This window comes from Pseudoalteromonas tunicata (assembly GCF_002310815.1).
GTDB classification, from domain to species: domain Bacteria; phylum Pseudomonadota; class Gammaproteobacteria; order Enterobacterales; family Alteromonadaceae; genus Pseudoalteromonas; species Pseudoalteromonas tunicata.
In genome coordinates, this window is sequence record NZ_CP011032.1 from 881,076 (window position 1) to 904,005 (window position 22,930).

Here is a 22,930-nt window from a genome sequence, read left to right on the forward strand (position 1 = left end):
AAATCAATTAGATAAGTACTTTTAATTTAATATTTTGGAACGTTTTTTCTCCGGAGCAGAGGCTATTTAGTTCGTTGCTATTGGTTAAAATAACTCATGATAATAACTTTGAGTATTAACGTATTGCGCTGAACTTGGAGCAATTTCGGCCAATGGAATAAGCGCAGGCCCCACAGGTTCTGCCAGTAAATAATGCAGCCCTTCAATATCTGTGAATTCGTCACTTTTTAACTTTGGTAACTGAAATCCTATTAATGCATGCTCGGGTAAGTAAATAAAAGCAATACTTAAGCGAGGATAAATATTTTTTAAAATAGCTCCTAGTAGCACCATTTTACTATCACAATCGCCACTATTTTCACTAATGACTTTAAGCGGTGGATTAAAGCCTGAACCATTGGATGTTTTTCTATCTTCGAGTGCTTGATAGGGAATTGATTGCACCCAATTGAGCGTAAAATTAATCACATCTCTTGGTCGGTGGTATTGAAGCTGACTTTTAATGGCATCTGCTATCGGTGTTATTTGTTCAATGGCCTCTGCGGCAAATTGCACATGATCAACCTTAATGCTTTTGCCATACCAAGGGCTATTAAATGCAATATAACTCAAGTCTTTTAGCAATGCTTGTTGAGCATTTTTTTCGGTATTACTGAGTGCTAATCGAACTTCACGGGTTAATTCTGGTTTTTTCGTTGTGATGCTATAACTGAGTTTATTATGATTTTTTTTAAATTTAATTTTAACTTCACGGGGATTGTAAGTGCTGGCTTTATCAAGCAGTGCTTGATAAACAGAATTTAGTACTAAATTTGGTTCATAACGTTTAAAGCGCCGATTGGCATTATTGATCACATTACTATCGAGTTCAAAAGACAAGCTTTGGGGTTGATCATTGGCATCTTGCCAGCGGTAATTATAAACAATGCTGTTCTCGAGTGTTTGCTCGGTCAATTCAAAAGCAGCTAATGCTGAGCCGTAACTAATCGCTAACAGGAGGCTAATAATCAACTTAACCACGAGTGTTGCCTCTCATTTGTTTGGCGAAACATAAGCCGGAATTTCAGATTCGTCAATTTCTTCATTGGCAATGTTAGGGACGAATTTTTTCGCATACTCTAGGTACACTTTTTCTTTAATAAAAATATTAAATAAATCAGCATCTATGTGGCTATCTTTAGCCATGAACCCCATGATTTTTAAGCATTCCTTTAAGCTTTTACCTGGTTTATAAGGGCGATCGGATGCGGTTAATGCTTCAAAAATATCGGCGATGGCCATCATTCGAGCAGGGGGGGACATTTGTTCTTTGGTTAATCCTTTGGGGTAACCGCTGCCATCCATTTTTTCATGATGCCCGCAGGCATATTCAGGCACGTTTTTAAGATGTTTTGGAAAAGGCAGCGAGTCAAGCATCATCACGGTGACATCAATATGATGATTGATAATGGTACGCTCAGCGGCTGTTAATGTACCTCGTTGAATTTGTAAACACTGTAACTCATCATCAGTAAAGACGGATTGCGCAATCCCATTTATGGTGATGTGATATTTTTCGGCAAGTTGTTGAATACGCTCGACACTTTCATTAGGTAAAAACTCACCACCTAAGTTGGTGGTTTGTAAAAAGGCTCTATCCTCGGCAAGCTGTTGTAATTCTGATGGTAAATCTATATTTAATTCTGGATATTTAAGTGCTTGAAGTTCACGTTGTTGGGCGTAAATTTCGAGTTTTGCATCAACAAATTCAATTCGGTCAAAAATGGTTTGTAGTTTTGTTGCTTTGTCCATGACGTATTCAGGAGTCGCTATTTTGCCGCAATCGTGCAGCCATCCTGCAACATTTAGTGCGTTTTTTTCTGGTTCTGTGAGTTCAAAATCAGCTAAAGGACCATATTGCGCCTTATTTACCGCTTCGGCTAGCATCATGGTTAATTCTGGGACTCGTCGACAATGTCCGCCGGTATAAGGTGATTTTTCATCGATAGCGCGCGCAATTACTTTCGCTAAGGATTCAAATAATACTTCCATCTCATTAATGAGTTGCTTGTTAGTGAGCGCTACGGCGGCAAGGGATGTCATCGAAAGTACTAAGTCGATTTCTTGTTGATTAAAGGGGACAACTTCTCCTTGATGTTGGGCGTTAATTAGTTGCAATACGCCGTTTATTTCACCTTCATGATTTTGCATTGGTACGGTAAGGACTGATTTTGTTCTATAACCTGTTTTTTGATCCATTGCTCGGGCGCCACTCATATCGTGAGAGCACGCTTGGTAGGCATCTTCAATGATAATTGGCTGCTGTGTTGCTGCAGCTAAAGCAACGAGCGCATTTTTGTTCACTTCGCCTTGGATATAAATGGGAATATGGTTAAACGGAATTGGTTTTTCCGATGTGCCTCCCATGTATAAGCCTAAAGAGTCGTTGATCAGGGTTTCAAATTTAAGCTCTTGGTTTGGAGTGATTGAGTAAATTGTGCCGCCATCGGCATGAGTGAGTGCTTTTGCACTACACAAGATATCTTCGAGTAATTTGGTGGTGTTTTTTTCAGTTGATACGCGATAACTTAGGGCTAATAGCTCCTTTAATGCATCGTCATTATTTAGTAACGGCATGAGAAAACCTGACTCAACTTACCAGTGTTAAGCATAGCTCTAAATACTCTGATTTTTTGAATAATCATAAATGAATTACCTGACCTTCTTTTGCAATATCAAATTGCATTGGCTGGTTCTTATCATACTGCGCAAGAACGGCATTGAGTTCGTTGTCTGTTCTCTCTGGTGCATGACTATAGAGGATTAATTGTTTAACTTTTGCTGTTTGACCCAGTGTAATTGCTTGAGCTATCGATGAGTGTCCCCATCCTAGTTTGGACGGCATTTCACTGTCTGTGTATTGAGCGTCATGGATCAATAAATCGACATCCGCTAAAAAAGCATGCCATTGGCTCAAACTTGTTTTTAAATTATCTTTAGAATACAGCTCGTTATCAGTTACATAGGCAATTGTTTTATTATCACAACTAATTTTATAAGCAAAACCTCCATTTGGATGATTGATGGCTTTTGTAATTATTTCAAATCCAACAATGTTGAGATTAGCGACTTCTTCAGTGAGTGAATGAACATGAATTTTGGCGCTGAGTTTTGAAGGTGGCACTGGAAAAAAACTGCGCTCCATTTGTTCTAAAATCGCTTTAGGTTGCATCGGTTCTGTCGGTGCGCTGTAGATATGAATTGTACGATTAGCTTGATAGGCGGGGACAAAAAAAGGAAAACCCTGAATATGATCCCAATGGTTGTGACTGAGTAAAATATGAATAGAGTCGGTTTCTTTTGCTAATCGTTCGCCTAGCAGGCGGATCCCAGTGCCTGAATCTAGAATGAGTTTTTTATTATTTGCTTCTAGTAATACGCATGCCGTATTGCCACCATAAATCACTGTATTGGGGCCTGGGGTAGGGATGGAGCCTCGGGTACCGTAAAAGGTTACTTTCATTTTTATTTCGCTTGTAATTATTTAAAGAAATCACAAGGCTAAGTCATTGAGCTAAAAGAAAACAAGAAGGCTCAGCCTTCTTGTTTTATAGTGAAAAATGGCCTATTTGTCCATTAACGGTTTGATATATTTGACCGGTGAGCTGCCAAAACTTAAAAACGCTTCGTGAAATGCCTTTAAACTAAAATCATTACCTAATTTTTGTTTTTGCGTTTCTCTAAAATCATAAATTTCACGGTAACCGCTAAAATAGCTGGTTAACTGTACTTGGCTTAAGGTCGCTCTGCGCCATTTGCCTTCGGCTTCAGCACGCTCTTGGAATGCACCATTCATTAGTAAATCAAGTCCTTGCTCTTTAGACATGTTTAATACTTGAATACTGTAATCTAAAATGGTGTTACAAATAACGCGTAAATTCCATTTGTAATACATCAACCACATTTCAGGCTCAAAATTACCATAACCTTCTTCGAGCATCATACGTTCGGTGTACACTGCCCATCCTTCAATCATGGCACCGTTACCTAAAATACTTTTGATTAAAGATGGTGACTGATTAGCATAAACCAGCTGTGCATAATGCCCAGGAATTGCTTCGTGAATATTCAGAATCTGTAAAATCCAGTGGTTGTATTCTTTTAAATAAGACTCAGCTTGTTCCGCGCCCATGCCATCAAGGGGGGTGACGTTATAGTAAGTATTTTCTTTGCTATCGTAAGGGCCTGGTGCGCTAATTGATGCGCCTGCAAAACCGCGCATATAATCAGGTGTTTCGCGCACAACTAACGGTTTGTCGGCATCTAAAGTGATTAAATCTTTTTCACGAACAAATTTTTCAAGCACAGGAATTTGGCGTTTAATTTCAGGCACAAATTGATCGGCAGAAACATGTTTTACCGCCAAGTGGTTAATTAGTTTTGCTATTGCTTGATTGGTGTCGCTTGGCATTGCTTGGTCAGCAAAATATTTTGGCCACAATTGTGTGGTGATTTGCACCATTTCTTGCGTTACGCGCGCTTTATCATCCAGCGCTTTTTGATACATTTGTTTGGCGGTATAGCCCGATTGAATATCAAAAGCGAATTTTTCTTCATATAAGGCTTCACCAATTCTAAATGAACGAGCTGAATTGTTTGCAACCAGTTCTTTTTCAAGTTCGGTTAAAAAGTCGATATAGCCTTGAACCGCTTGTTTTGAGGTATTAAAGCGTTCAACGAAAAGGGCTTTATCGCTATCGCTTAAGCCTGATTTTTGCGCGCGAGCCAGTAAGTCATCAGAAAAAACCGAAAACGCACCTTGGTTTTGTGAAATTGCGAGCTGAGTAAATTCTAGCGTCGGAGTATCGATATTCGCTTGTGCTGCTTGGTAGTACGCTGGCACGTTTTCCATACGCATTAGTACTTTTTGCAATTTGCTATCTTCAGCTTCAAGGCGGCTATTAATGATTTTTGCAAAGGCACCTGCCACATTGTAATTTGATGGATCCCACTGCCAACTTTTAAATTTGGTATGCTGCCAAATGTTTTTATCGAGCATGTTTTTAATCAGGTAATAATCTGTTTTTTGATTTTGGTTGAGTTGTTCAACATCAAATGTTGCTAACCTTGCAAGTTCAGCTTGGGTGGATGCTAGGCTTTTTTCGCGACTGGCGGCATTGGGAATTGTTAAAATATGGTCGTATTTACCGTAACCTACCCACAAAGACCATTCAGGGTTTTCTTGCCACAAGCGCTCGATAAATTGCGTTGAATAATCAGCAAAGTTTTGCTGTACTTGAGCGGCAGAAACGGCCGGTGTTGTTGTACTTTGGTTGATTTGACAACCAGTTAAACCTAGGGTGGCCGCTAACGATATCGCTAATGTGGTTTTTTTTAAAAAATGTGTGTTCATAACAAAGGGCTCGAGTAAAAAACGATGATCAGTTATAAGGTATTTGTCCTAAATAAAAAAGCCTATTTCTTTGTATTAGCAACAAATTAAGATGAGTAACCGAAATTGAGCATAGCAAAATGGCAGTTAGATTTTTTAAATGAGTATCAGTTGCCACACAGCTACCTTTATCAAATTGAGCCTGTAGTGCAGCGCATTTTAAATTTATATCAACACCATAGAGTGCCAAAGCCTTGGTTGCTGGCAATAAATGGTGCGCAAGGTTCAGGTAAGTCGACTTTAAGTGCTTATTTAGTTGCATATTTTAAGTGGGAAAAACAGAAAAAAGCGCTAGTACTGTCGCTTGATGATTATTATTACTCGCCCAAACAGCGTGCTGATGTCGCCAAGCACTATCATCCGTTATTTCGCACCCGTGGAGTGCCTGGTACTCATGATATAAAACAAGCAATTGCTGACGTTAACGCTCTTTTGGCCAAGCAGCCTTGTTTGATCCCTCGATTTGATAAAAGCCAAGATTGTGTTTTTAGCCAAGAATTTTGGCAATCTGTTGATGAACCGCAAGATGTGGTGATTTTTGAAGGTTGGTGTGTGGGCCTTCCAGCCGAGCCTGCCAATAACTTGCTAACACCGGTTAATCATTTTGAACAAACATGTGACGCAGATGGCCGTTTTCGTCAACTCGTTAATCAGCATTTAGCGGCAGCGTATCAAGATTTATTCGCTTTGTTTGAACATTTGATTTATTTAAGAATGAGCGATTTTAATCATGTTTTAGCATGGCGACAAAAACAAGAACATAAACTAATTGCTAAAACGGGATCAGGTTTAAGTGATGAGCAAATACAAGATTTTATTGCGTATTTTGAGCGTTTAACGCGCTATGCTTTGAAAAGTTTACCAGCAAAAGCCGATATCATAGTTGATGTATTAGCCAACCATCAGCTGGCATTGGTGTAATTAAATCATCATTGCACCTTAGGTGAAACAATGATTTGAGTTGTTAGATATTTTAACTGTGTTTAAGCCACTCGATTGCGATTTTCGCCTTGGCTAAATGCATTGATATTAAGGGCTATTTGCGCCAATAGTCGGCTAACAGATTGCTGACTGGCCCACGCAATGTGAGGGGTTAGCAGTAGATTTGGCTTTGTGTAGCTAACTAGTGGGTTATCTTGTTGAGCGGGTTCTTGGCTTAATACATCGACTGCAGCGCCTGCAATTTGTTGCTGTGTTAATGCGTTAACTAAGGCTTGCTCGTTCACAATGCCACCGCGTGCGGTATTTAATAACACGGCAGTTGGTTTCATCAGTGCAAATTCAGCTTGGTCAATCAGGTTTTTAGTCTCAGCCGTAAGGGGGCAGTGCAAAGATATAATATCGGCTTGTTGTAAGGCGTCAGTAAACGCGACTCGGCCATGTCTTGGCGTGTGATTTTTACGTTCGCTAATGAGCACCTTCATGCCAAATGCATTTGCGACCAGGCTCATGGCTTTACCGAGCTCTCCATAACCAATAATGGCGATAGTTTTACCAGCTACTTCATCAATAGGGTGGTCGAGCAAACAAAAATGCTGACTTTGTTGCCATAAGCCTTGTTGGCAATCTTGAATATAGCGATGAGTATTGCCAAGTAGGTTGAACAATAAACTAAAACTATGTTGCACCACGCTTGCGGTGGAATAACCCGCTACATTACATACTGCAATACCGCCTATTTTTGCTGCCTCTAAATCAACATTGTTAGTGCCGGTTGCTGCAATACAAATAAGCTTTAAGTTTGGTAATTGCGTAAGTATTTCTTTTGTTAGTACCACTTTATTGGTGATCACGACATCGGCTTGTTGGCAGCGCGCTAATACATCATTTACATTGGTGTGTTCAAAGCACGTTAAGCTGCTCGCTAAGATTTTTATCGGGGCAATGTCACCTGTGGTTAGGGTTGCGTGATCTAAAATTACAATTTTCATTTTATTTAAATTTTTTCGTAGAAACTATTGACCTTGGAGTTTACTCTAAGCTTTATACTCAGCTCAAATACTTTGGCGACCCGTTATTTCTTAAGCCAAGTTGTTATTCGAAAAGGAGTGATGAACATGCAAATAGGTGAGCTCGCAAAACAATTGGCTGTTTCAACAGATACGCTGCGCTATTACGAAAAGAATCAATTGTTAAGCGCAAGTGGTAGAACCGATTCGGGTTATCGAATTTATGACGCTGCCAGTGTAAAGCAACTTGAGTTTGTACTCAGGGCTAAAAGCGTGGGGTTTACGTTAAATGAAATCAAAGAGTTATTGGCAATTAAAGTTGAAAAAGAAAACCATAGCTGCGCCGAAATAAAAACATTTACCGCCGATAAAATGGCTGAGGTTGCAGCAAAAATTGCAGAATTACAGCGGTTTCATCAATCTTTAAATTTATTACATGCGTCATGTTGTGGTGGTGAAGAATCAGCCCAGCATTGTTCTATTTTATCTGCTTTGGAGAATGTCGATGACACTATTAACTAATTTTTGGCAGCTGTTTATGGTGTCGGCGCCGTGGCTGTTGCTTGGTTTATTTATTGCGGCATTGTTAAATGTGTATTTACCTAAAGACTTTTTGAATAAGCATTTAGGTAAAGAAGGATTTTGGACCACAGTAAAAGCGGCCCTGATTGGTGCGCCAATGCCTCTGTGTTCTTGTGGGGTGATCCCTGCTGCAATTGGTCTTCGCCGCGCTGGTGCTTCAAAAAGTGCCACTACCGCATTTTTAGTCTCAACGCCTGAAACGGGCATTGATTCAATTTCAGTATCGTATGTTTTATTAGGCCCATTTATGGCGATTATTCGGCCCATTGCTGCCATTGCTAGTGCAATCACAGCAGGTTTGCTGGTGGGCAAAGAGAGTAAACATGAGCATAAAAGTGATAACCACACTCATCAGCCTTCAGAGAAACAGAGTGCTTCGTGCTGCGCGGCCAAAGCGAGCAGCCCATCAGCGGTAAAAGAGGTCGTAAAAGAGGATGAAAAAGTAACAGTTAGTTGCTGCGCACCAAAAGCTGAAGTTAAGCCAAAAACGACCAGTTGTTGCGCGAGTACTAAGGCCGATATGGTTATAAGGGATGAATCTGAAAGTAAACAAACAAGTTGCTGCGCACCTGTTATAACGAGTAGTGATGAAGCGTTGATAACAGAAGATGTCGCAAGTTGTTGTGATAGTCATGAAGCGACCCCCACAACTAGCTCGCAGTGGACCAAACTTAAACAAGCATTTCACTTTAGTGCCACTAAGTTGCTGCAAGATACCGCAGTGTGGTTACTGATCGGATTGTTTTTTGCCGCGTTAGTACAAACCTATGTACCTGAAGGGTTTTTAGCGCAGTGGGGCACGGGATTATTGGCGATGACAGTCATGGTTTTGGTGAGCATTCCAATGTATATCTGCGCAACAGCCTCGACACCAATAGCGGCAGGACTTTTGTTATCTGGGGTCTCACCAGGTGCGGTCTTGGTATTTATGCTAGCAGGCCCTGCCACTAACATTGCAACGTTAGGCGTGGTGGGCAAAGAGCTCGGTAAACGTGCGGTTGCAGCCTATTTAACAGGAGTAATTGGTATGGCGCTGGTATTTGGTTATTTAACTGATTATTTAGTCGCTGAATATGGCTTGGTGGTTGCACCAACGATGGCTCATGGCCATGAAGTATTACCTTATTGGTTAGAGTTAGGCGCTGCTATGTTACTTGCCGGATTGTTAGTTCGATTAGCCATTATTTTTATCGATAATAAAATGCAGGCTCGCAACGTGTAACTATGAAAACAGGCTAGAGACTTTTTCTCTGGCCTGTTTTTAAATAAAGTTTGTCATTTTAATTTAAACAGCCAAATCTTCAGCTTTTCTTCAGATTTATTGCATATCAAAAGCAAGCAAAACATGGTGATATTTCTTATCTGTAAAAATTAGGAGATACCACCAATGAAATTAAATTTACTTTGCTCTGCGTTGTTTTTATCAAGTGTATTTATTACCAATCCTGTTAATGCCAAAGAAACCACTGGGTTAGCGCACGCCAAAAAAGTGAGTGTTAGTGCCGATGCCTACCAAGGCTTTATCTATCCTAATCAAGCTCAAAACGCCATTAGCTTAAGTTTCGATGATGCTCGTTTTAGTCAAATTGATGTTGGTCTACCTTTGCTAAATAAACTCGGCGTTAAAGCAACTTTTTATGTAGTGCCCAATGCGGTTGAAGAACGCTTAAGCGGGTGGCAACAAGCAGTTAAAAGCGGTCATGAAATTGCGAACCATACAGCTAATCATGTGTGTAGTGGTAATTTTGAATGGCTGCGCCAAAAAGGGTTAGGGTTAGAGCAGCTTGACTTAGCTTGGTTGGCTGAAGATATGGCGATTGGCAATCGCTATATTGAAGATAAACTGGGCGTAACAGCCACAGGTTTTGCGTATCCGTGCGGCCATACTTTTGTTGGGCAAGGTACACAAACTCAAAGCTATGTGCCGCTGGTGGCGCAAAAATTTACAGTGGGTCGTACGTGGAATGATGAAACAGGAAACAACCCAAATTATGTCGATATGGCCCAAGTGGCCGCGGTGCGTATGGATGGTATGAGCTTTGAGCAGCTCAAAGAGCAAATCGAATTTATGCGAGTCAATAATTCATGGATTGTATTGGCTGGCCACGAGGTTGGAAAGGGGGATTGGTATACGGTGGATGCCAAAGTGCTAGAGCAATTAATTGGCTATTTAAACGATCCTAAAAATGGTTTTTGGCTCGACACTGTGGCAAATGTTGCTGATTATATTGAACAAAAAAGAAAGTTAACTCAGTAATTGGCCGTTCATCTCAACCGCATATCTCTGAGTAATTATTATGCTAAAGTCGGGGTTATCATAAACGGTTATGCTTTGGAGTTACTGTGATAAACCCTGCTAAATATGTTAATAACGCTGTTTTACTGTCTGCCAGTTTGTTTGCAACTTCAGTATTTGCAACAGATTACACACAATTGCCAAGTATTGAAGTAAATCACAGTTCTGAGCTGGTGGCTAATAACGCGCCTATTCCTTGGGCTATGGTGCAATTACCCAATGGTAAGTTATTAATTAGCGAGCGCAGTGGTAAATTACTGCTTCAAGGCGATGGTTTAACAGCAATTGAAATATCTGGGTTGCCAAAAATTCACGCCAATGGTCAAGGCGGCCTACTAGATTTAGCACTGCATCCTGATTTTGCGACTAATCAGTGGCTTTACTTGACTTATTCAAGCCCAGAAGGAGCGGGGGAGGGCAGTCATACAGCCTTAATGCGCGCCAAACTTGATACTAAAAATAGGCTGTTAACTGAGCAGCAAGTGCTGTACAAAGGCGAAGGTAATACTAAAAAGGGTCAGCATTATGGCAGTCGTATTGCCTTTGATGGTAAAGGGTATGTGTATTTTTCAATTGGCGACCGCGGTGCAAGAGATCTCAATCCACAAGATTTAACTCGTGATGGTGGAAAAATTTATCGATTACATGATGATGGCCGCGTACCAAGCGATAATCCTTTTGTAAATCAACCAACAGCCAAACAAGCGACGTGGTCTTATGGTCATCGTAATCCACAGGGCATGTGGTTTGATACTGCATCAAACACACTTTGGGCCCATGAGCATGGTCCAAAAGGCGGTGATGAGCTTAATTTAATTGCCCCTAATAAAAATTATGGTTGGCCAGTGGTTAGTTACGGCGTTAATTATAATGGTTCGAGTTTTACTGACTTAACTGAAAAATCAGGCATGCAAGCACCAGTATTACATTGGACTCCGTCGATAGCACCTTCCGGTATGGCATATGTAAATAGTGATAAATACCCAAGTTTAAAGGGCAAACTATTAGTCGGTTCAATGAAGTTTAGCTTTATCAGTGCCCTTGAAATTAAAAATGGCCAAGTGATAAAACAAGATAAAGTGTTTGAAGGCGTTGGGCGAGTTCGTAGTTTATTACAAGGTCACGATGGTTATTTATATGTAGGTCTTGATGGCCAAGGTGTAAAGCGTTTGCTACCTAAATCATAATACGAATCTATCTATTAAATAAAAAAGGTTGAATCTAATTCAACCTTTTTACTTTAAGCTGGCAAACTTACTGCTGTTGGCTTTTTAGTTTTTCTTTTGCTTCTTCTAATTTACTAAAATCTAATCCTAGCTCTTCAATGGCTTCTTTAATTAAATTAGGTTGCGTCATCACCAGACCCATAAGTTGCTGCAGCTTTTCAGGTGCAATGCCAAGTTGCTGTACTAAGGTCATCGCCATAAATGGATTTTCGGTGAAAGACTGGAACAACTCGTGAGTTTGTTGTTCGCTAACATTGTGTTCTTTTAAAATTGCGATAATTGGATTCATAACGGCCTTGGTTGCGAATTAAATAATGTTTATAGCTTATTTATATGGGCACATAGTGCAAGTTTAAAGTCGTTTACTTTTTTTTATGAAAAATATAGTGGCTGAGTTTTTGATCTAATAAAAAACGAGAGGGTTAATGCTTGTCTGACATCGCTTGATGTTTGGATTTTAGCGTTACCTCCTGTTTTTAATTGGCTTTGAGCGCCTCTGTTTGTCTTGTAATGTAGTTGATTTTGATATTGAAAAGTTTCTTGCTGAGATTAAAGATAAATTAAGTTTCACTCAATTAGTTATGTAAATGATATTTATTATCATTATTGATCTGTTTTGTATTTAAGTGTAACATCTTTTTAAATAAGATTTATTATCATTTAAAAGTGTATGGATAACGCAATGAATACAATAAAAAATATCGCACTATCTTTTGTCGCCGCGGCTGTTTTGGCTGGTTGTGGTGGTGATGATGGAAAAGATGGAATAGCGGGTGCTCAAGGTGTCGCGGGGCAAAATGGCGCTAATGGAACAAGTGTGTTTGTAACCACACAGGATGTGATAAAAACCAATGCGCAACACGCATATGCTGTTTATGCTGATTCATTAATTGCTGCAAAAGCACTTAAAGAACAATTAGCTATATTTGTTGCCAATCCAAGTGATGAAAGCTTTTCGCTGGCTAAAAAAGCATGGCTAGCAGCACGCGAACCATATGGTCAGTCTGAGGTATTTCGTTTTCGTGAAGGTCCAATTGATAATTTAACTCAAGATGCTGCGGGTAACTGGGTATTAGCACCTGAAGCGGGCCCAGAGGGAGCGATTAATGCATGGCCTTTAGCCGAAGCGCTGATTGATTACACCCAAGATATGGATGGATTACAAAACCCTGAAAATCCAAGTACCTTGCCAGCTGGCGGAAATATCATTGCCGATATCGATAGTTTCCCGGTTATAGATAAAGCAACTATTCAAGCGCAGTTTGAACGTGGTGATGATGAAGCTAATGTCACTTCTGGTTATCATGCGATTGAGTTTTTATTGTGGGGTCAAGATTTAAACGCCGATGGTACTTACACAGCTAACCGCGATTATTCAGCAGGTTATCGTAAAGCCAGTGATTTTTATACGGTTGGCAATCAAATGGGCCAATGTACTTCAGGTGAAGCAGGGGCTGCCAATGTCATTTGTATTCGTCGTAGTCAGTATTTACTTGCAGCAGCAGATTTACTGATTGATGATTTGAAATCAGTGGTTGATGCATGGACACCGGGAACCGGTTTTCATTATCAAGCATTCATTAAAGAAGAAACTCAAAAACAATCATTGGCTAAAATTCTAGAAGGTATGGGGCGCTTAAGTTATGGCGAATTAGCGGGCGAACGGATGAGTATTGCGCTTCGTACTGACTCACAAGAAGATGAGCATTCATGTTTTTCTGATAATACCCATCGTGACATTTTCTTAAATGCCAAGGGCATTCAAAATACCTTTAACGGCCAATACGTTCGTTTTGATGGTGAAGTATTACAAGGTGCAAGTATTTATAATTTACTGGTTGTAGCGGGTAAGCCAGAACTTGCGAATAAATTACGTGGTGCGCTTGAAGATACCATGGCTAAAGCCGCGGTCATTGATACAACAGCAAAACTTGGCTATTCATTTGATGTGCAAATTCAACAACCTGAACTTAAAGGTGCAGTAACAAATACCATTGAAGCACTAAAAACTCAAACGCAGGTAATTAAAGAAGTGATTGAAGCTTTAGGCGTAACTACAGGTGATTTAGAAGGCGATACGGACGAATTCGGCGGTTAAATTTAGCTGGTAGATTAGCCCATCCATTGGATGGGCTTTTTGCGTTTTGCATAATTTATTTTTCAGGGTATGTAGGTTAATGATGAAAAAAAATGCGTTGTTACTGTCGATGATTGTAGTGCTCAGTGCGTGCGGTGGTTCGGGTAGTCAAGGTAAGGCACCTGAGGTGGTATCGCCGCCTGTGGTAATCGTGATGCCGGGGCAACCTGATGATGGTTTAGCACCTTTAAGTGCAACAACGCCAGATCCAAAGGAGCACTTGGCTGGTGGAGAGGTTACAACGCAAGTGATTAATCAGGATGCATTTAGTCAATCAGCACCGGCTATTCGCAGCAATTTTGAGCTCGATGGGGTGTTTAAGTCGGGCGATCATTTATTTCGTGGGGTGCATGTGGGTCAAGGGCCATTATTTAATAATCCAACATGCCAAGGTTGCCACATCAAAGATGGGCGAGGAGAAGTGCCAAGTTCACCCGATGAAGCGATGACGAGCATGTTTTTACGCATTAGTGATGGGCAAGGTAACCCGGATTTAATTTATGGCGATCAAATTCAAACCTTTGGTATGAAAGAGGGCCAATCACAAGGACTACTACCAAAACACGGTGGTGCTATTGATGAAGGTATTGCTTATGGTGAAGCCTATGCGTGGGTCGAGTATCAAACGATAGCTGGCCAATTTGATGATGGCCAAACATACCAATTGCGTAAACCCATTTATAAAGTCAAAGATCTTGCCTATGGCGATTTTAACCCCGATGTACGTTTATCGCCCCGAGTGACGCCGAGTATTTTTGGTTCAGGGTTATTGCACGCCATTCCAGAGGCAAGCATTACCAGTTATGCCGATCCGGATGATATTGATGGCGATGGTATTTCAGGTCGGGCTGTGTTTGTAACTGAACCTATTTCTGGGCAGCAAAAGTTAGCACGTTTTGGCTATAAAGCGCTTACGACTTCGGTGCTTGAGCAAATATCAGGTGCGTATCGAGGGGATATGGGTATTACCAATATCGTTGCACCCCAAGAATCATGTACTTCAGAGCAAACGGCTTGCATAGCGCAAGCGCAACTTGAGCAAGATAAAGAACAAGATGGCCTCGATTTAAGTGTTTTGGGGCTCGCACAGGTTGAATTTTATAACCGGTTATTGGCTGTGCCGGTGCGCCGAGGTTTCGATAGTGCTAATCAAACATGGCAAGCCGATGTTGTTGCAGGTCGAGCATTATTTTTTGCAGCCCAATGTGCCAGTTGTCATATTCCTCGTCATAAAACCGGTGAAGCTGAAGCCAGTTTATTAGGTGATGCAGGCTTGCTTGAAGTTGCCCCAAGCCATACACCGATTGCAGCATTAAGCAATCAGGTTATTTATCCTTATACCGATTTGCTGCTCCACGATATGGGTGGATCTTGCGCCACTATTGAGCGTGAAACCGCACAAGGCGAGGCGTGTACACAAGGGGCGCAGTGTTATTGGGTGCAGCGCTGCGAAGGCCTTGCTGATGATCGTCCTGAAGGTAGCGCAAGTGGTACAGAATGGAGAACACCACCATTGTGGGGCCTTGGCCTTGTTAATACGGTTAATGCTAGGGCAACGTATTTGCATGATGGTCGTGCGCGTAATATCAGTGAAGCTATTTTATGGCACGGTGGCGAGGCTGAAAAAGCTAAAGCCCAGTTTAAAGCGATGAGCGCCAATGAGCGCCAGCAGCTACTTACCTTTTTAACATCGTTGTAAGTCTGACGGATGAAAAACGCATTTATATTAGTGGTTTTATGTTGTCTTTGCGCATGTTCTAAACAACCTGAAGTACTCGAATTTAGCCTCAATGAGCTACGCCCAGGCGGCAGTGCGACGTTAGCAAGCATCAATACGCGCACCTTTATCCATCCATCGGGTAATTTGTCGATTGATGATGAATTAGAATTTTGGGATGGTTTGTCGTTCTTTCGTGATCCTTGGGTTGCATCACCGGCTATTACCGTAGATCGAGATGGTTTAGGACCGTTATATAATGCGCGTTCATGTAAAGCATGTCATAGCCGAGGCGGCCGTGGTCGGATGGCCGCAGAAGGTGTTTCTAGCCCAATGGCCTTGTTGTTTCGTTTAGGCCATGGCGAAAAACAACTGGCCGATACAACCTATGGTGCCCAGCTACAGACGTTTGCGGTCCTGACTCCGACAAATAACCCTAAGTTGGATGCTGAAGGGCAAATTAATCTGCAATATGAAATGATTGAAGGTCAATTTGATGACGGCGCTCCTTATACATTACGCAAGCCCCATTATCGATTAGTAAATCTAAGTCAAGGTCCACTGGCTGCAACAACACAATTATCCCCACGTTATGCCCCTGCGATTTATGGTATGGGATTGCTTGATGCGATTGATTCTGCAGATTTATTTGCTCTTGAAGATGAATACGATGCGGATCAAAATGGGATCAGCGCACGCTATAATCGGGTGCCAAATGTGCTAACTGGGCAGCTTGAGCTTGGCCGTTTTGGATTTAAAGGATTACACCCAAACTTAAATCAACAAATTGCCAGTGCGTTTATCAATGATATTGGCATCACTAATCCCTATTTTCCCAAAGAAACCTGTCAGCCTACACAGAGCGCTTGTTTGTTAGAAGCAAAGCGTGTGCATGGTGAGCAATCGCCTGAAATTCCGATGAAATTATTACGTACAACTGAGTTTATGAGTGCCCATATCGCAGTGCAGCCGACACGTAAATTAAACAGCCCTCAAGCCCAGCAAGGACGCACACTATTTTATCAATTAGGTTGTCAAGGGTGTCATCAGCCAAGCTTTGTTACACGAAACGACTACGAGTTGCCAGAGCTCGCAGGGCAAATAATCTGGCCTTACAGTGACCTTGCCTTACACGATATGGGGGAGGGGCTTGCCGATGGCAAAGTTGAATACCGTGCCACGGGCCGTGAATGGCGTACAGCCCCCCTTTGGGGGATTGGATTACAACCACGGATCCAAGGATATCAAGGCTTTTTACACGATGGCCGGGCACGCACTATTAGCGAGGCTATTTTATGGCATGGTGGCGAGGCGAAGGCTTCACAGCAAGGTTTTGTTGCCTTACCTGCTCATGAACGTGCGGCCTTACTCTTTTTTTTAGAGCAAATTTAATTCATAAATAAACAGGAACAAACATGAAACAATTATTACTTGTGATGATAAGTACATCCTTGTTATCTGCCTGTGGTGGCAGCAACAAAGTAGAGACACCCCCAGTGGTGGTGGAACCGCCTGTTGTGGTGGTAAAAACCAAAGATCAAGCAATGGCTGCGGTATTGGTTGCGCTCGCCGATGAGGTTATTGTACCAAGTTATCAACAATTATTAGCACATAGTACTGAATTTGAAATCGCAGCCACTCGGTTTTGTTCGCTCAGTAACTCGGCGCAATCTGACCTTGATGTATTACGGACAAGTTGGCTTAACTTAAATGCCAGCTGGCAAAGCACTCGGCCCACGAAACTTGGGCCTATTTTTAAAGAGTTTCGCTATTCTCGCCTTCAAACTTGGCCTGATAATAACGCAGCAGTAGCCCGAGGTATTGCAGCATTACTCGCTACCAATCCAATTACCGCACAAGCTGTTGCCCAAACTCAAGACGGAGGTCAAGGCCTGCCTGCTTTAGAGTATCTTCTTTATCCAGATCAGGCAGGGCAAAACATGTTAAGTGCGCCAAACAAGAGCGAACGCTGCTTAGTAACCATGGCGGTTGCTGCAAATATCAAAAGTATTGCCCAAGAACTTGTTGATGGCTGGAGTGCCAGTCAGGGCAATTATCGAGAACAGTACATACAGGGCTCGGGGGATTTTGTTTCACCCCAAGATGCTATTGAAGAGCAGCTAACAAATTGGTTTGAATTAGTCGAAATTATAACTGATAACAAAATAGGTAAAGCGTTAGGAGTATTGCCACCTGGGGTGTTAAAAAATGCAGAGCAATTTCGCAGTCAAAGCTCACTTGCCAATATTAAGCACAATCTTGAAGCATTAGAGCAAGTATATTTGGCGAAAAATAGCTATGGCTTTGATGATTATTTAATTGAAATTCATCAAGCTCAGAGTTTAGATACCAGTATTAAAGGTGCATTTGCTGAGGTGTTTGAGGCATTGGAGAAAATCACCGTGCCATTAGAAGAAGCGATAGTAACCAGCGAAGGGCGCGCGCAATTGAAGGCTTTGAGCAATAAAGTCAAAGCGCTGCGTACTATCATGGCCAGCGATTTTGTGCAAACCACAGGGTTTAACCCAAGCTTTAATTCTAACGATGGTGATTAAAATGACCCAGCTTGCCAGGCGACGCTTTTGCCAATCTGTTTTGGGGTTGGCTGGGCTGAGTATTTTGCCAAGTTGTAGTTTACAACGTGAGCAGCAGTTTGTGAGTGCCTATAGCAATACTGATGGGCAACATTTTGTGGCGGTATTTAATCAATCTGGCGAAGTTTTTAGTGAGGTTGAAATCCCGCTTCGCGGTCATGACATTGCAATATCACACAAGGAGCCGTTTAGGGTGATTGCTTTTTCACGCCGCCCAGGCGCTTATCTCTATGATATCGATTTAAATAAAGGGGTGATCAAGCAAACCATTAAAGCTAATGATGGTCGCCACTTTTTTGGTCATGGTGTATTTAGCCCTGATGGTCAGTATTTATTTACTACTGAAAATGATTACCATAACCAGCAAGGTAAAGTCGTTGTGAGGGATGCGCAATCTTTGGCTGTTATCAAAGAGTTTAACAGTGGTGGGGTAGGTCCTCATCAGCTTGCTTGGCTCAATGATGGCAAAACCTTGGTGATTGCTAACGGTGGGATTGCTACTCATCCAGATACACCGCGAGAAAAACTCAACGTCTTGACGATGGCACCGAACCTAACTTATCTGCAAAGTGAATCAGGTACGATATTACAACAATTTTACCCACCTCATCACCAGCTTAGTATTCGTCATTTAGCGGTTGATAGGCGCAATAAAGTGATTATTGCGATGCAATATCAGGGGCCAAAAAGTGATTTACATCCTTTGGTTTATAGTCAGCAAGGGGATGGGCCAATGGTTGCATGTACGGCCTCGGATCTGTTGTGGCAACAAATGCATCAATATACGGCAAGTGTTTGTATTGATGATGCTGTTAATGTCGCTGCGGTGAGTTGCCCAAGAAGTGGGTTTGTTAGCTTTTGGGATTTACGAACAGACCGGCTGATTGATACTTTTCAAATACGAGATTGCGCGGGGGTTACCTTGTCTAAAGATGGCTTTTTATTAAGCAATGGCAAAGGTGAGATTGCGTGTATCGATCCATTTTTAGAAACGGCAAGCTCAAAGATGCAACTTACTGGTTATAAATGGGATAATCACATGCAAAGTCTAAAAGAGTCATTGTTTTAATGTAAAGTACCGTTGAATATTAACTTTCTTCGGTACTAGTTAACTGGTAGGATTTGTTAATCTTCGCCTAGTCTAATCAAGCAGGTTAGAATAGAGCTCAAATTTTTAATTGGTGTAATAAGAGTAATGACACAGGCAGTAGATCCATTTGCAGATATTCGTCCATATAATGATGATGAGGTCAGCGCATCAATTCAACGTTTAGTGAATGATGATGCGTTTATCGCTTTAATCGCAAAACATAATCTACCGAGTTGGTTGGTGCCATTTCGTAGCCTATTAACACCTTTGCTTAAACGTTATTTAGCAAAAAAATGGTCTAAATTTAAAACTATTGCGCAAATACAAGAGGTTGTGGCGCACTATCTTGGTCGCGTGATTGATCAAACAACATCAAAAGTCACTTTTTCTGGCCTCGAGCATCTAGATAAAACCCAAGCGTATTTGTTTATTTCAAACCATCGAGATATTGCCCTTGATCCTGCTTTAATTAACTGGGGATTACACACTCATCAAATGAATACCGTGCGTATTGCAATCGGTGATAACTTACTACAAATTCCTTATATCACGGAATTAATGAAGTTGAATAAAAGCTTTGTGGTGAAGCGTTCGGTAAAAGCGCCAAAAGAAATGCTCAGAGCGTTATCGCAGTTATCGGCTTACATCTATGACTCGTTAAAAAGTAATAACTCGATTTGGATTGCGCAGCGCGAAGGGCGCACCAAAGATGGTGACGATCAAACTGACCCTGCATTACTTAAAATGCTACAACTAAACGGACGTAAGCAAAAAATGGAATTTGCAGATTATGTTCGAGAGTTAAAAATTGTTCCTGTCTCGATTTCATATCAATTTGAACCATGTGCTATCGCCAAAGCAAAAGAGCGCCATCATAAAAGTACTTTTGGTGAATATAAAAAAGCAGCGGGCGAAGATATTGAAAGCATCATGGAAGGATTTCGCTCAAGCAAAGGTCATGTTCATGTCGCATTTGGTCAACCAATTACGTCAGGATGTGACAGCCCAGAAGAATTAGCACAAACTATTGATGCACAAATATTGTCTTCTTATTTTTTGCATCCAGGGAATTATTTAGCTGCCAATAGTGATATTGAAGCAATTGAACCTGCACAAAAAGAGCTGTTTGAACAACGTATGGCGCAGGTCCCCTCAGAGTTAAAAGAGTTAGTTTTAGCTATGTACGCAAAACCTGTACAAAAGCAATTAGCACAACATCAATAACAGTAAAAAGCCACTACAGAGTGGCTTTTTACTTTTCTCTCTAAACGATAAATAGGACCGTTGGCTTGAACAATTATCCTGACAGCATAAAAAAGTTCAACTAAGATGATTAGGTTATGAACTGAGGCGCAGCGGTATGCAACAGATTGAAATATTTGAAATCCCAAGCCCCTGTATCGATGTGTGTCAGAGCAATAATAGAGGTTATTGTATCGGTTGTTTTCGTAGTAGAGATGAGCGTTTTAATTGGCAAAAAATGTCTGATAGTGAAAAAAAACATGTTATTGCACTTTGCCTTCAGCGCAAACGAAGAAGCGAACAAAAACCTGCGACGTCTTTAGTCGAACAACAAGGACAACAAAATGACTTTAACTTTTAAACATAGATGTAATGCTTAATATAAAACCCGGTGGCTATTTTAAAATTGTTATCTTCCTAATCGGTTTTTTAGGAGGGCTGAGTTTATTTAGTAATTGGTACTTTGAGTATCGAGCTAGTAATTTATTGTTTCAAAACTTAGAAGAAGTTCATCGCAGCCAAAAAGCGGGGTATGAATACCTTGAATTAAAAAGAGACATTGGCCGTTTAATTATTGCTTCGAACTTGCAACAAGAGAGCGAAGTACAGTATTTAAGAGATTCTATCCGTTTAAAGCTGCGCTCGTTACGAAAAGAACTCAACCTTTGGCGTTATGCTATTGAGGCTGATTTGAGTTTAGCCCCCGATAATATGAAAGAGGCTGAGCAGGATGAATTAAATGAATTGCTCTTACTTTCACAATTAGTTATTGGTTTTGAATCAAATACACACCGTTTGTTAGTCAATATTTTCAATGAACAAAGCCAAACGCCACAATATTTTGAGCATTATCAACTATGGCAAGAGGGATTAAAGCCACTTGATTATGCATTTGATACCTTGGTTCGTGAGACAAAAGCTGAAAATTACCTCGAGTTTGAAGAGTTTGAAGAGCAAATAGCATTAACTTGGTATTTTGATGCAGTTTTATTGGTTTCAGCACTGTCATTATCTATCGTGTTGGCATTATTAGATAAAAAACGCTATCAAAAACCACTATTGCGTTTAAAGAAGTTTTTACTGAGAGTGCGTAATCAACAATCTGATACCTTAAAAATAGGTCAATATGGTCAAATTTATCAACAAATTGAAAATAAGCTGAATTCAGTCTTAGTTCGTTTTGATAATGAAAAAACGCAGTTAGAAGCACTTGTTGAAGCTCAACAACAAGAATTAACGCAACTACGTAGTGATAAAGCCATTAATGCAATGATGCTCGATAGTGTGCATGAAGCCTTAATTAAAACTAGTTTCTCCGGAGAGATTTTATATTTTAATCCGGCATTAACCGATTTGTTAAATGGCTTTAAAGTTGAAATAGTACGCAATATTAATTCGGTCATAACCTTTCGTTACGAAAATAGCGATTTACTGACCTTTGATAGGCTGATTAAAGATGCTACAGCACACCCCGAAAAATCAGATCTTAGAGTTTTACTGATTGATACCTCATCAGGCCCTCTTCGTGTAAGTGTACATATTAGAATTCTCGATTCTGGCGTTTTATTTTCAATCAAAGATGCAACGAGTGCTCATACCCAACAAGCTCAATCGAATTTGATCAGCAGTTTGTACGAAAGCTTTAGTCAGTCTGTTTGGTTGTTGGATGAACATTGGAATGTATTAGATGTAAATAGCGTGGTTTGTCGTCAGTATTTTGTTCAAAAAAATGAATTAATGGGTCGGCGAATGCCGTTGATTGAGTGGTTATTAACCCAGCAATCACAATATCAACAGGTAATGGAACACTTAAAAAAACATCACCACTGGCAAGGAGAGTTAAGTGAGCTCAGCTTAGAATCACAGCTGGTTGCAGTTAAAGTCTCTATTCAAACACTGTTGCACCCATCTCATTTGGGGCATTATTTAGTTGTGGTAGATCGAAGTTAGTTGATGTTATGTTTTTCTTTAAGTTGGGCTATAAAGCCACTTTGTTCAAAAGCATGTAAGGTTTTACTTATTTTATTAAATAAATCAGGGTGCTGGTTATTTAAGTAATGATAGCTTGCGGTTTTGCTAAGGATTTGTAATTGATACTCTTCACGACTAAGGGCACCTACTTCGGCTTTTAACTGAAAATCGAGCACAATAATACTCTCTATTTTATTTTGGTTTAACAGTGCTAGTTGGGTTTTGATACTGCGTACATCAATCACCTCTCCGCTATAGTTCATTTTAGTTAAATACGCTTTGGCAACCGGATAATTCGAAACGATACTTACTGACTTAAAATCATTAATTTGACAGTCTGTACATTGATTGCATCTATGAATTAAGAGCAAATTAAAAGTAAATAATGGCGTTGGTAGGCGAACTAAATTTTGATAAAGCAGTTCAATTTCAGCAATTCGGCCAAGTTGGCCATCAAGTTTTCCTTCATTCGCTGCTCGCAATGCTTCATCTCTTGGGTAATCAATTAACTTTATATCATAGCCACTTTGTTTATAAGCAGCCGAAAGCAGCTCGATGACATAAGCGGCTTGTGGGGTATTACTTGGGCGATTAAACGTTACCTCATTCGCCTGCAAGTAATTGGAGCTAAACAGGAATAAACTAAGAAAAAATGATGAATAGATTTTTGGCATGTTAAAGACACTAAAAGTTAA

Annotated in this window: 20 protein-coding genes; 13 read left to right on the forward strand and 7 right to left on the reverse strand. The window is 40.7% G+C overall.

The features are described from left to right. Positions 1–84: 84 nt before the first annotated feature. From PTUN_RS04100 to PTUN_RS04115, 4 genes are all read right to left on the reverse strand, one after another. On the reverse strand, positions 85–1,020 hold the full coding sequence (locus PTUN_RS04100; protein WP_009838434.1) for a hypothetical protein: 936 nt from the start codon (positions 1,018–1,020) through the stop codon (positions 85–87). 12 nt (positions 1,021–1,032) lie between these two features. Beyond that, complete coding sequence (locus PTUN_RS04105; RefSeq protein WP_009838435.1) at positions 1,033–2,616, reverse strand: HD family phosphohydrolase; 1,584 nt, start codon at positions 2,614–2,616, stop codon at positions 1,033–1,035. A gap of 64 nt (positions 2,617–2,680) precedes the next feature. After that, entirely contained in the window at positions 2,681–3,502 is an 822-nt protein-coding gene (locus PTUN_RS04110) for an MBL fold metallo-hydrolase (RefSeq protein ID WP_009838436.1), read from the reverse strand. Positions 3,503–3,604: 102 nt separating this feature from the next. After that, positions 3,605–5,392 (reverse strand): DUF885 domain-containing protein, encoded by a 1,788-nt coding sequence (locus PTUN_RS04115; protein ID WP_009838437.1) that lies wholly within the window; start codon positions 5,390–5,392, stop codon positions 3,605–3,607. Between the two features lie 105 nt (positions 5,393–5,497). On the opposite strand from PTUN_RS04115, the gene PTUN_RS04120 reads away from it, so the two are divergent. Then, positions 5,498–6,352, forward strand: a complete 855-nt coding sequence (locus PTUN_RS04120) for a putative protein with predicted kinase domain (protein ID WP_009838438.1) — start codon at positions 5,498–5,500, stop codon at positions 6,350–6,352. A 62-nt stretch (positions 6,353–6,414) separates the two neighbouring features. Here PTUN_RS04120 and PTUN_RS04125 read toward each other — a convergent pair whose 3' ends face one another. Next, positions 6,415–7,362: a D-2-hydroxyacid dehydrogenase gene (locus PTUN_RS04125; RefSeq protein ID WP_009838439.1), complete on the reverse strand. Its 948-nt coding sequence runs from the start codon at positions 7,360–7,362 to the stop codon at positions 6,415–6,417. 126 nt (positions 7,363–7,488) lie between these two features. Here PTUN_RS04125 and zntR point away from each other — a divergent pair, with 126 nt between their 5' ends. From zntR to PTUN_RS04145, 4 genes are all read left to right on the forward strand, one after another. Beyond that, positions 7,489–7,902 (forward strand): Zn(2+)-responsive transcriptional regulator, encoded by a 414-nt coding sequence (gene zntR / locus PTUN_RS04130; protein WP_009838440.1) that lies wholly within the window; start codon positions 7,489–7,491, stop codon positions 7,900–7,902. Further along, complete coding sequence (locus tag PTUN_RS04135) at positions 7,886–9,184, forward strand: SO_0444 family Cu/Zn efflux transporter (protein ID WP_009838441.1); 1,299 nt, start codon at positions 7,886–7,888, stop codon at positions 9,182–9,184. The genes zntR and PTUN_RS04135 overlap by 17 nt, the downstream gene beginning before the upstream one ends. A 165-nt stretch (positions 9,185–9,349) precedes the next feature. Next, a complete protein-coding gene (locus PTUN_RS04140) occupies positions 9,350–10,219 on the forward strand; it encodes a polysaccharide deacetylase family protein (RefSeq protein ID WP_009838442.1) in 870 nt (289 codons plus the stop codon). 86 nt (positions 10,220–10,305) lie between these two features. Then, positions 10,306–11,445 carry a PQQ-dependent sugar dehydrogenase gene (locus tag PTUN_RS04145; protein ID WP_009838443.1) on the forward strand — a complete coding sequence of 380 codons (1,140 nt, stop codon included), beginning with the start codon at positions 10,306–10,308 and terminating at the stop codon, positions 11,443–11,445. 67 nt (positions 11,446–11,512) lie between these two features. Here the strand turns inward: PTUN_RS04145 and PTUN_RS04150 are convergent, their stop codons facing one another. Then, a complete protein-coding gene (locus PTUN_RS04150) occupies positions 11,513–11,773 on the reverse strand; it encodes a DUF2999 family protein (RefSeq protein ID WP_009838444.1) in 261 nt (86 codons plus the stop codon). A gap of 393 nt (positions 11,774–12,166) precedes the next feature. Between PTUN_RS04150 and PTUN_RS04155 the strand changes: the two genes are divergently transcribed. The 8 genes from PTUN_RS04155 to PTUN_RS04190 all read left to right on the forward strand — a co-directional run bounded on the left by PTUN_RS04155 (position 12,167) and on the right by PTUN_RS04190 (position 22,214). After that, entirely contained in the window at positions 12,167–13,582 is a 1,416-nt protein-coding gene (locus PTUN_RS04155) for an imelysin family protein (RefSeq protein ID WP_040643835.1), read from the forward strand. 82 nt (positions 13,583–13,664) lie between these two features. Then, the gene (locus PTUN_RS04160) at positions 13,665–15,320 is read left to right on the forward strand and encodes a di-heme oxidoreductase family protein (protein WP_009838446.1); all 1,656 of its coding nucleotides are present in this window, start codon (positions 13,665–13,667) and stop codon (positions 15,318–15,320) included. A gap of 9 nt (positions 15,321–15,329) precedes the next feature. Then, positions 15,330–16,730 (forward strand): di-heme oxidoreductase family protein, encoded by a 1,401-nt coding sequence (locus PTUN_RS04165; protein WP_009838447.1) that lies wholly within the window; start codon positions 15,330–15,332, stop codon positions 16,728–16,730. Between the two features lie 23 nt (positions 16,731–16,753). Then, a complete protein-coding gene (locus PTUN_RS04170; protein WP_009838448.1) occupies positions 16,754–17,893 on the forward strand; it encodes an imelysin family protein in 1,140 nt (379 codons plus the stop codon). A gap of 1 nt (position 17,894) precedes the next feature. Further along, on the forward strand, positions 17,895–19,001 hold the full coding sequence (locus PTUN_RS04175; RefSeq protein WP_040643918.1) for a DUF1513 domain-containing protein: 1,107 nt from the start codon (positions 17,895–17,897) through the stop codon (positions 18,999–19,001). A 126-nt stretch (positions 19,002–19,127) separates the two neighbouring features. Beyond that, a complete protein-coding gene (locus PTUN_RS04180; protein WP_009838450.1) occupies positions 19,128–20,246 on the forward strand; it encodes a lysophospholipid acyltransferase family protein in 1,119 nt (372 codons plus the stop codon). Between the two features lie 136 nt (positions 20,247–20,382). Continuing rightward, positions 20,383–20,625 carry a DUF1289 domain-containing protein gene (locus PTUN_RS04185; protein WP_009838451.1) on the forward strand — a complete coding sequence of 81 codons (243 nt, stop codon included), beginning with the start codon at positions 20,383–20,385 and terminating at the stop codon, positions 20,623–20,625. Between the two features lie 11 nt (positions 20,626–20,636). After that, positions 20,637–22,214, forward strand: coding sequence for a hypothetical protein (locus PTUN_RS04190; RefSeq protein WP_009838452.1), 1,578 nt, complete (start codon positions 20,637–20,639; stop codon positions 22,212–22,214). Here the strand turns inward: PTUN_RS04190 and PTUN_RS04195 are convergent. Beyond that, positions 22,211–22,909 (reverse strand): type 2 periplasmic-binding domain-containing protein, encoded by a 699-nt coding sequence (locus PTUN_RS04195; protein WP_009838453.1) that lies wholly within the window; start codon positions 22,907–22,909, stop codon positions 22,211–22,213. The genes PTUN_RS04190 and PTUN_RS04195 overlap by 4 nt on opposite strands. Positions 22,910–22,930 lie beyond the last annotated feature (21 nt).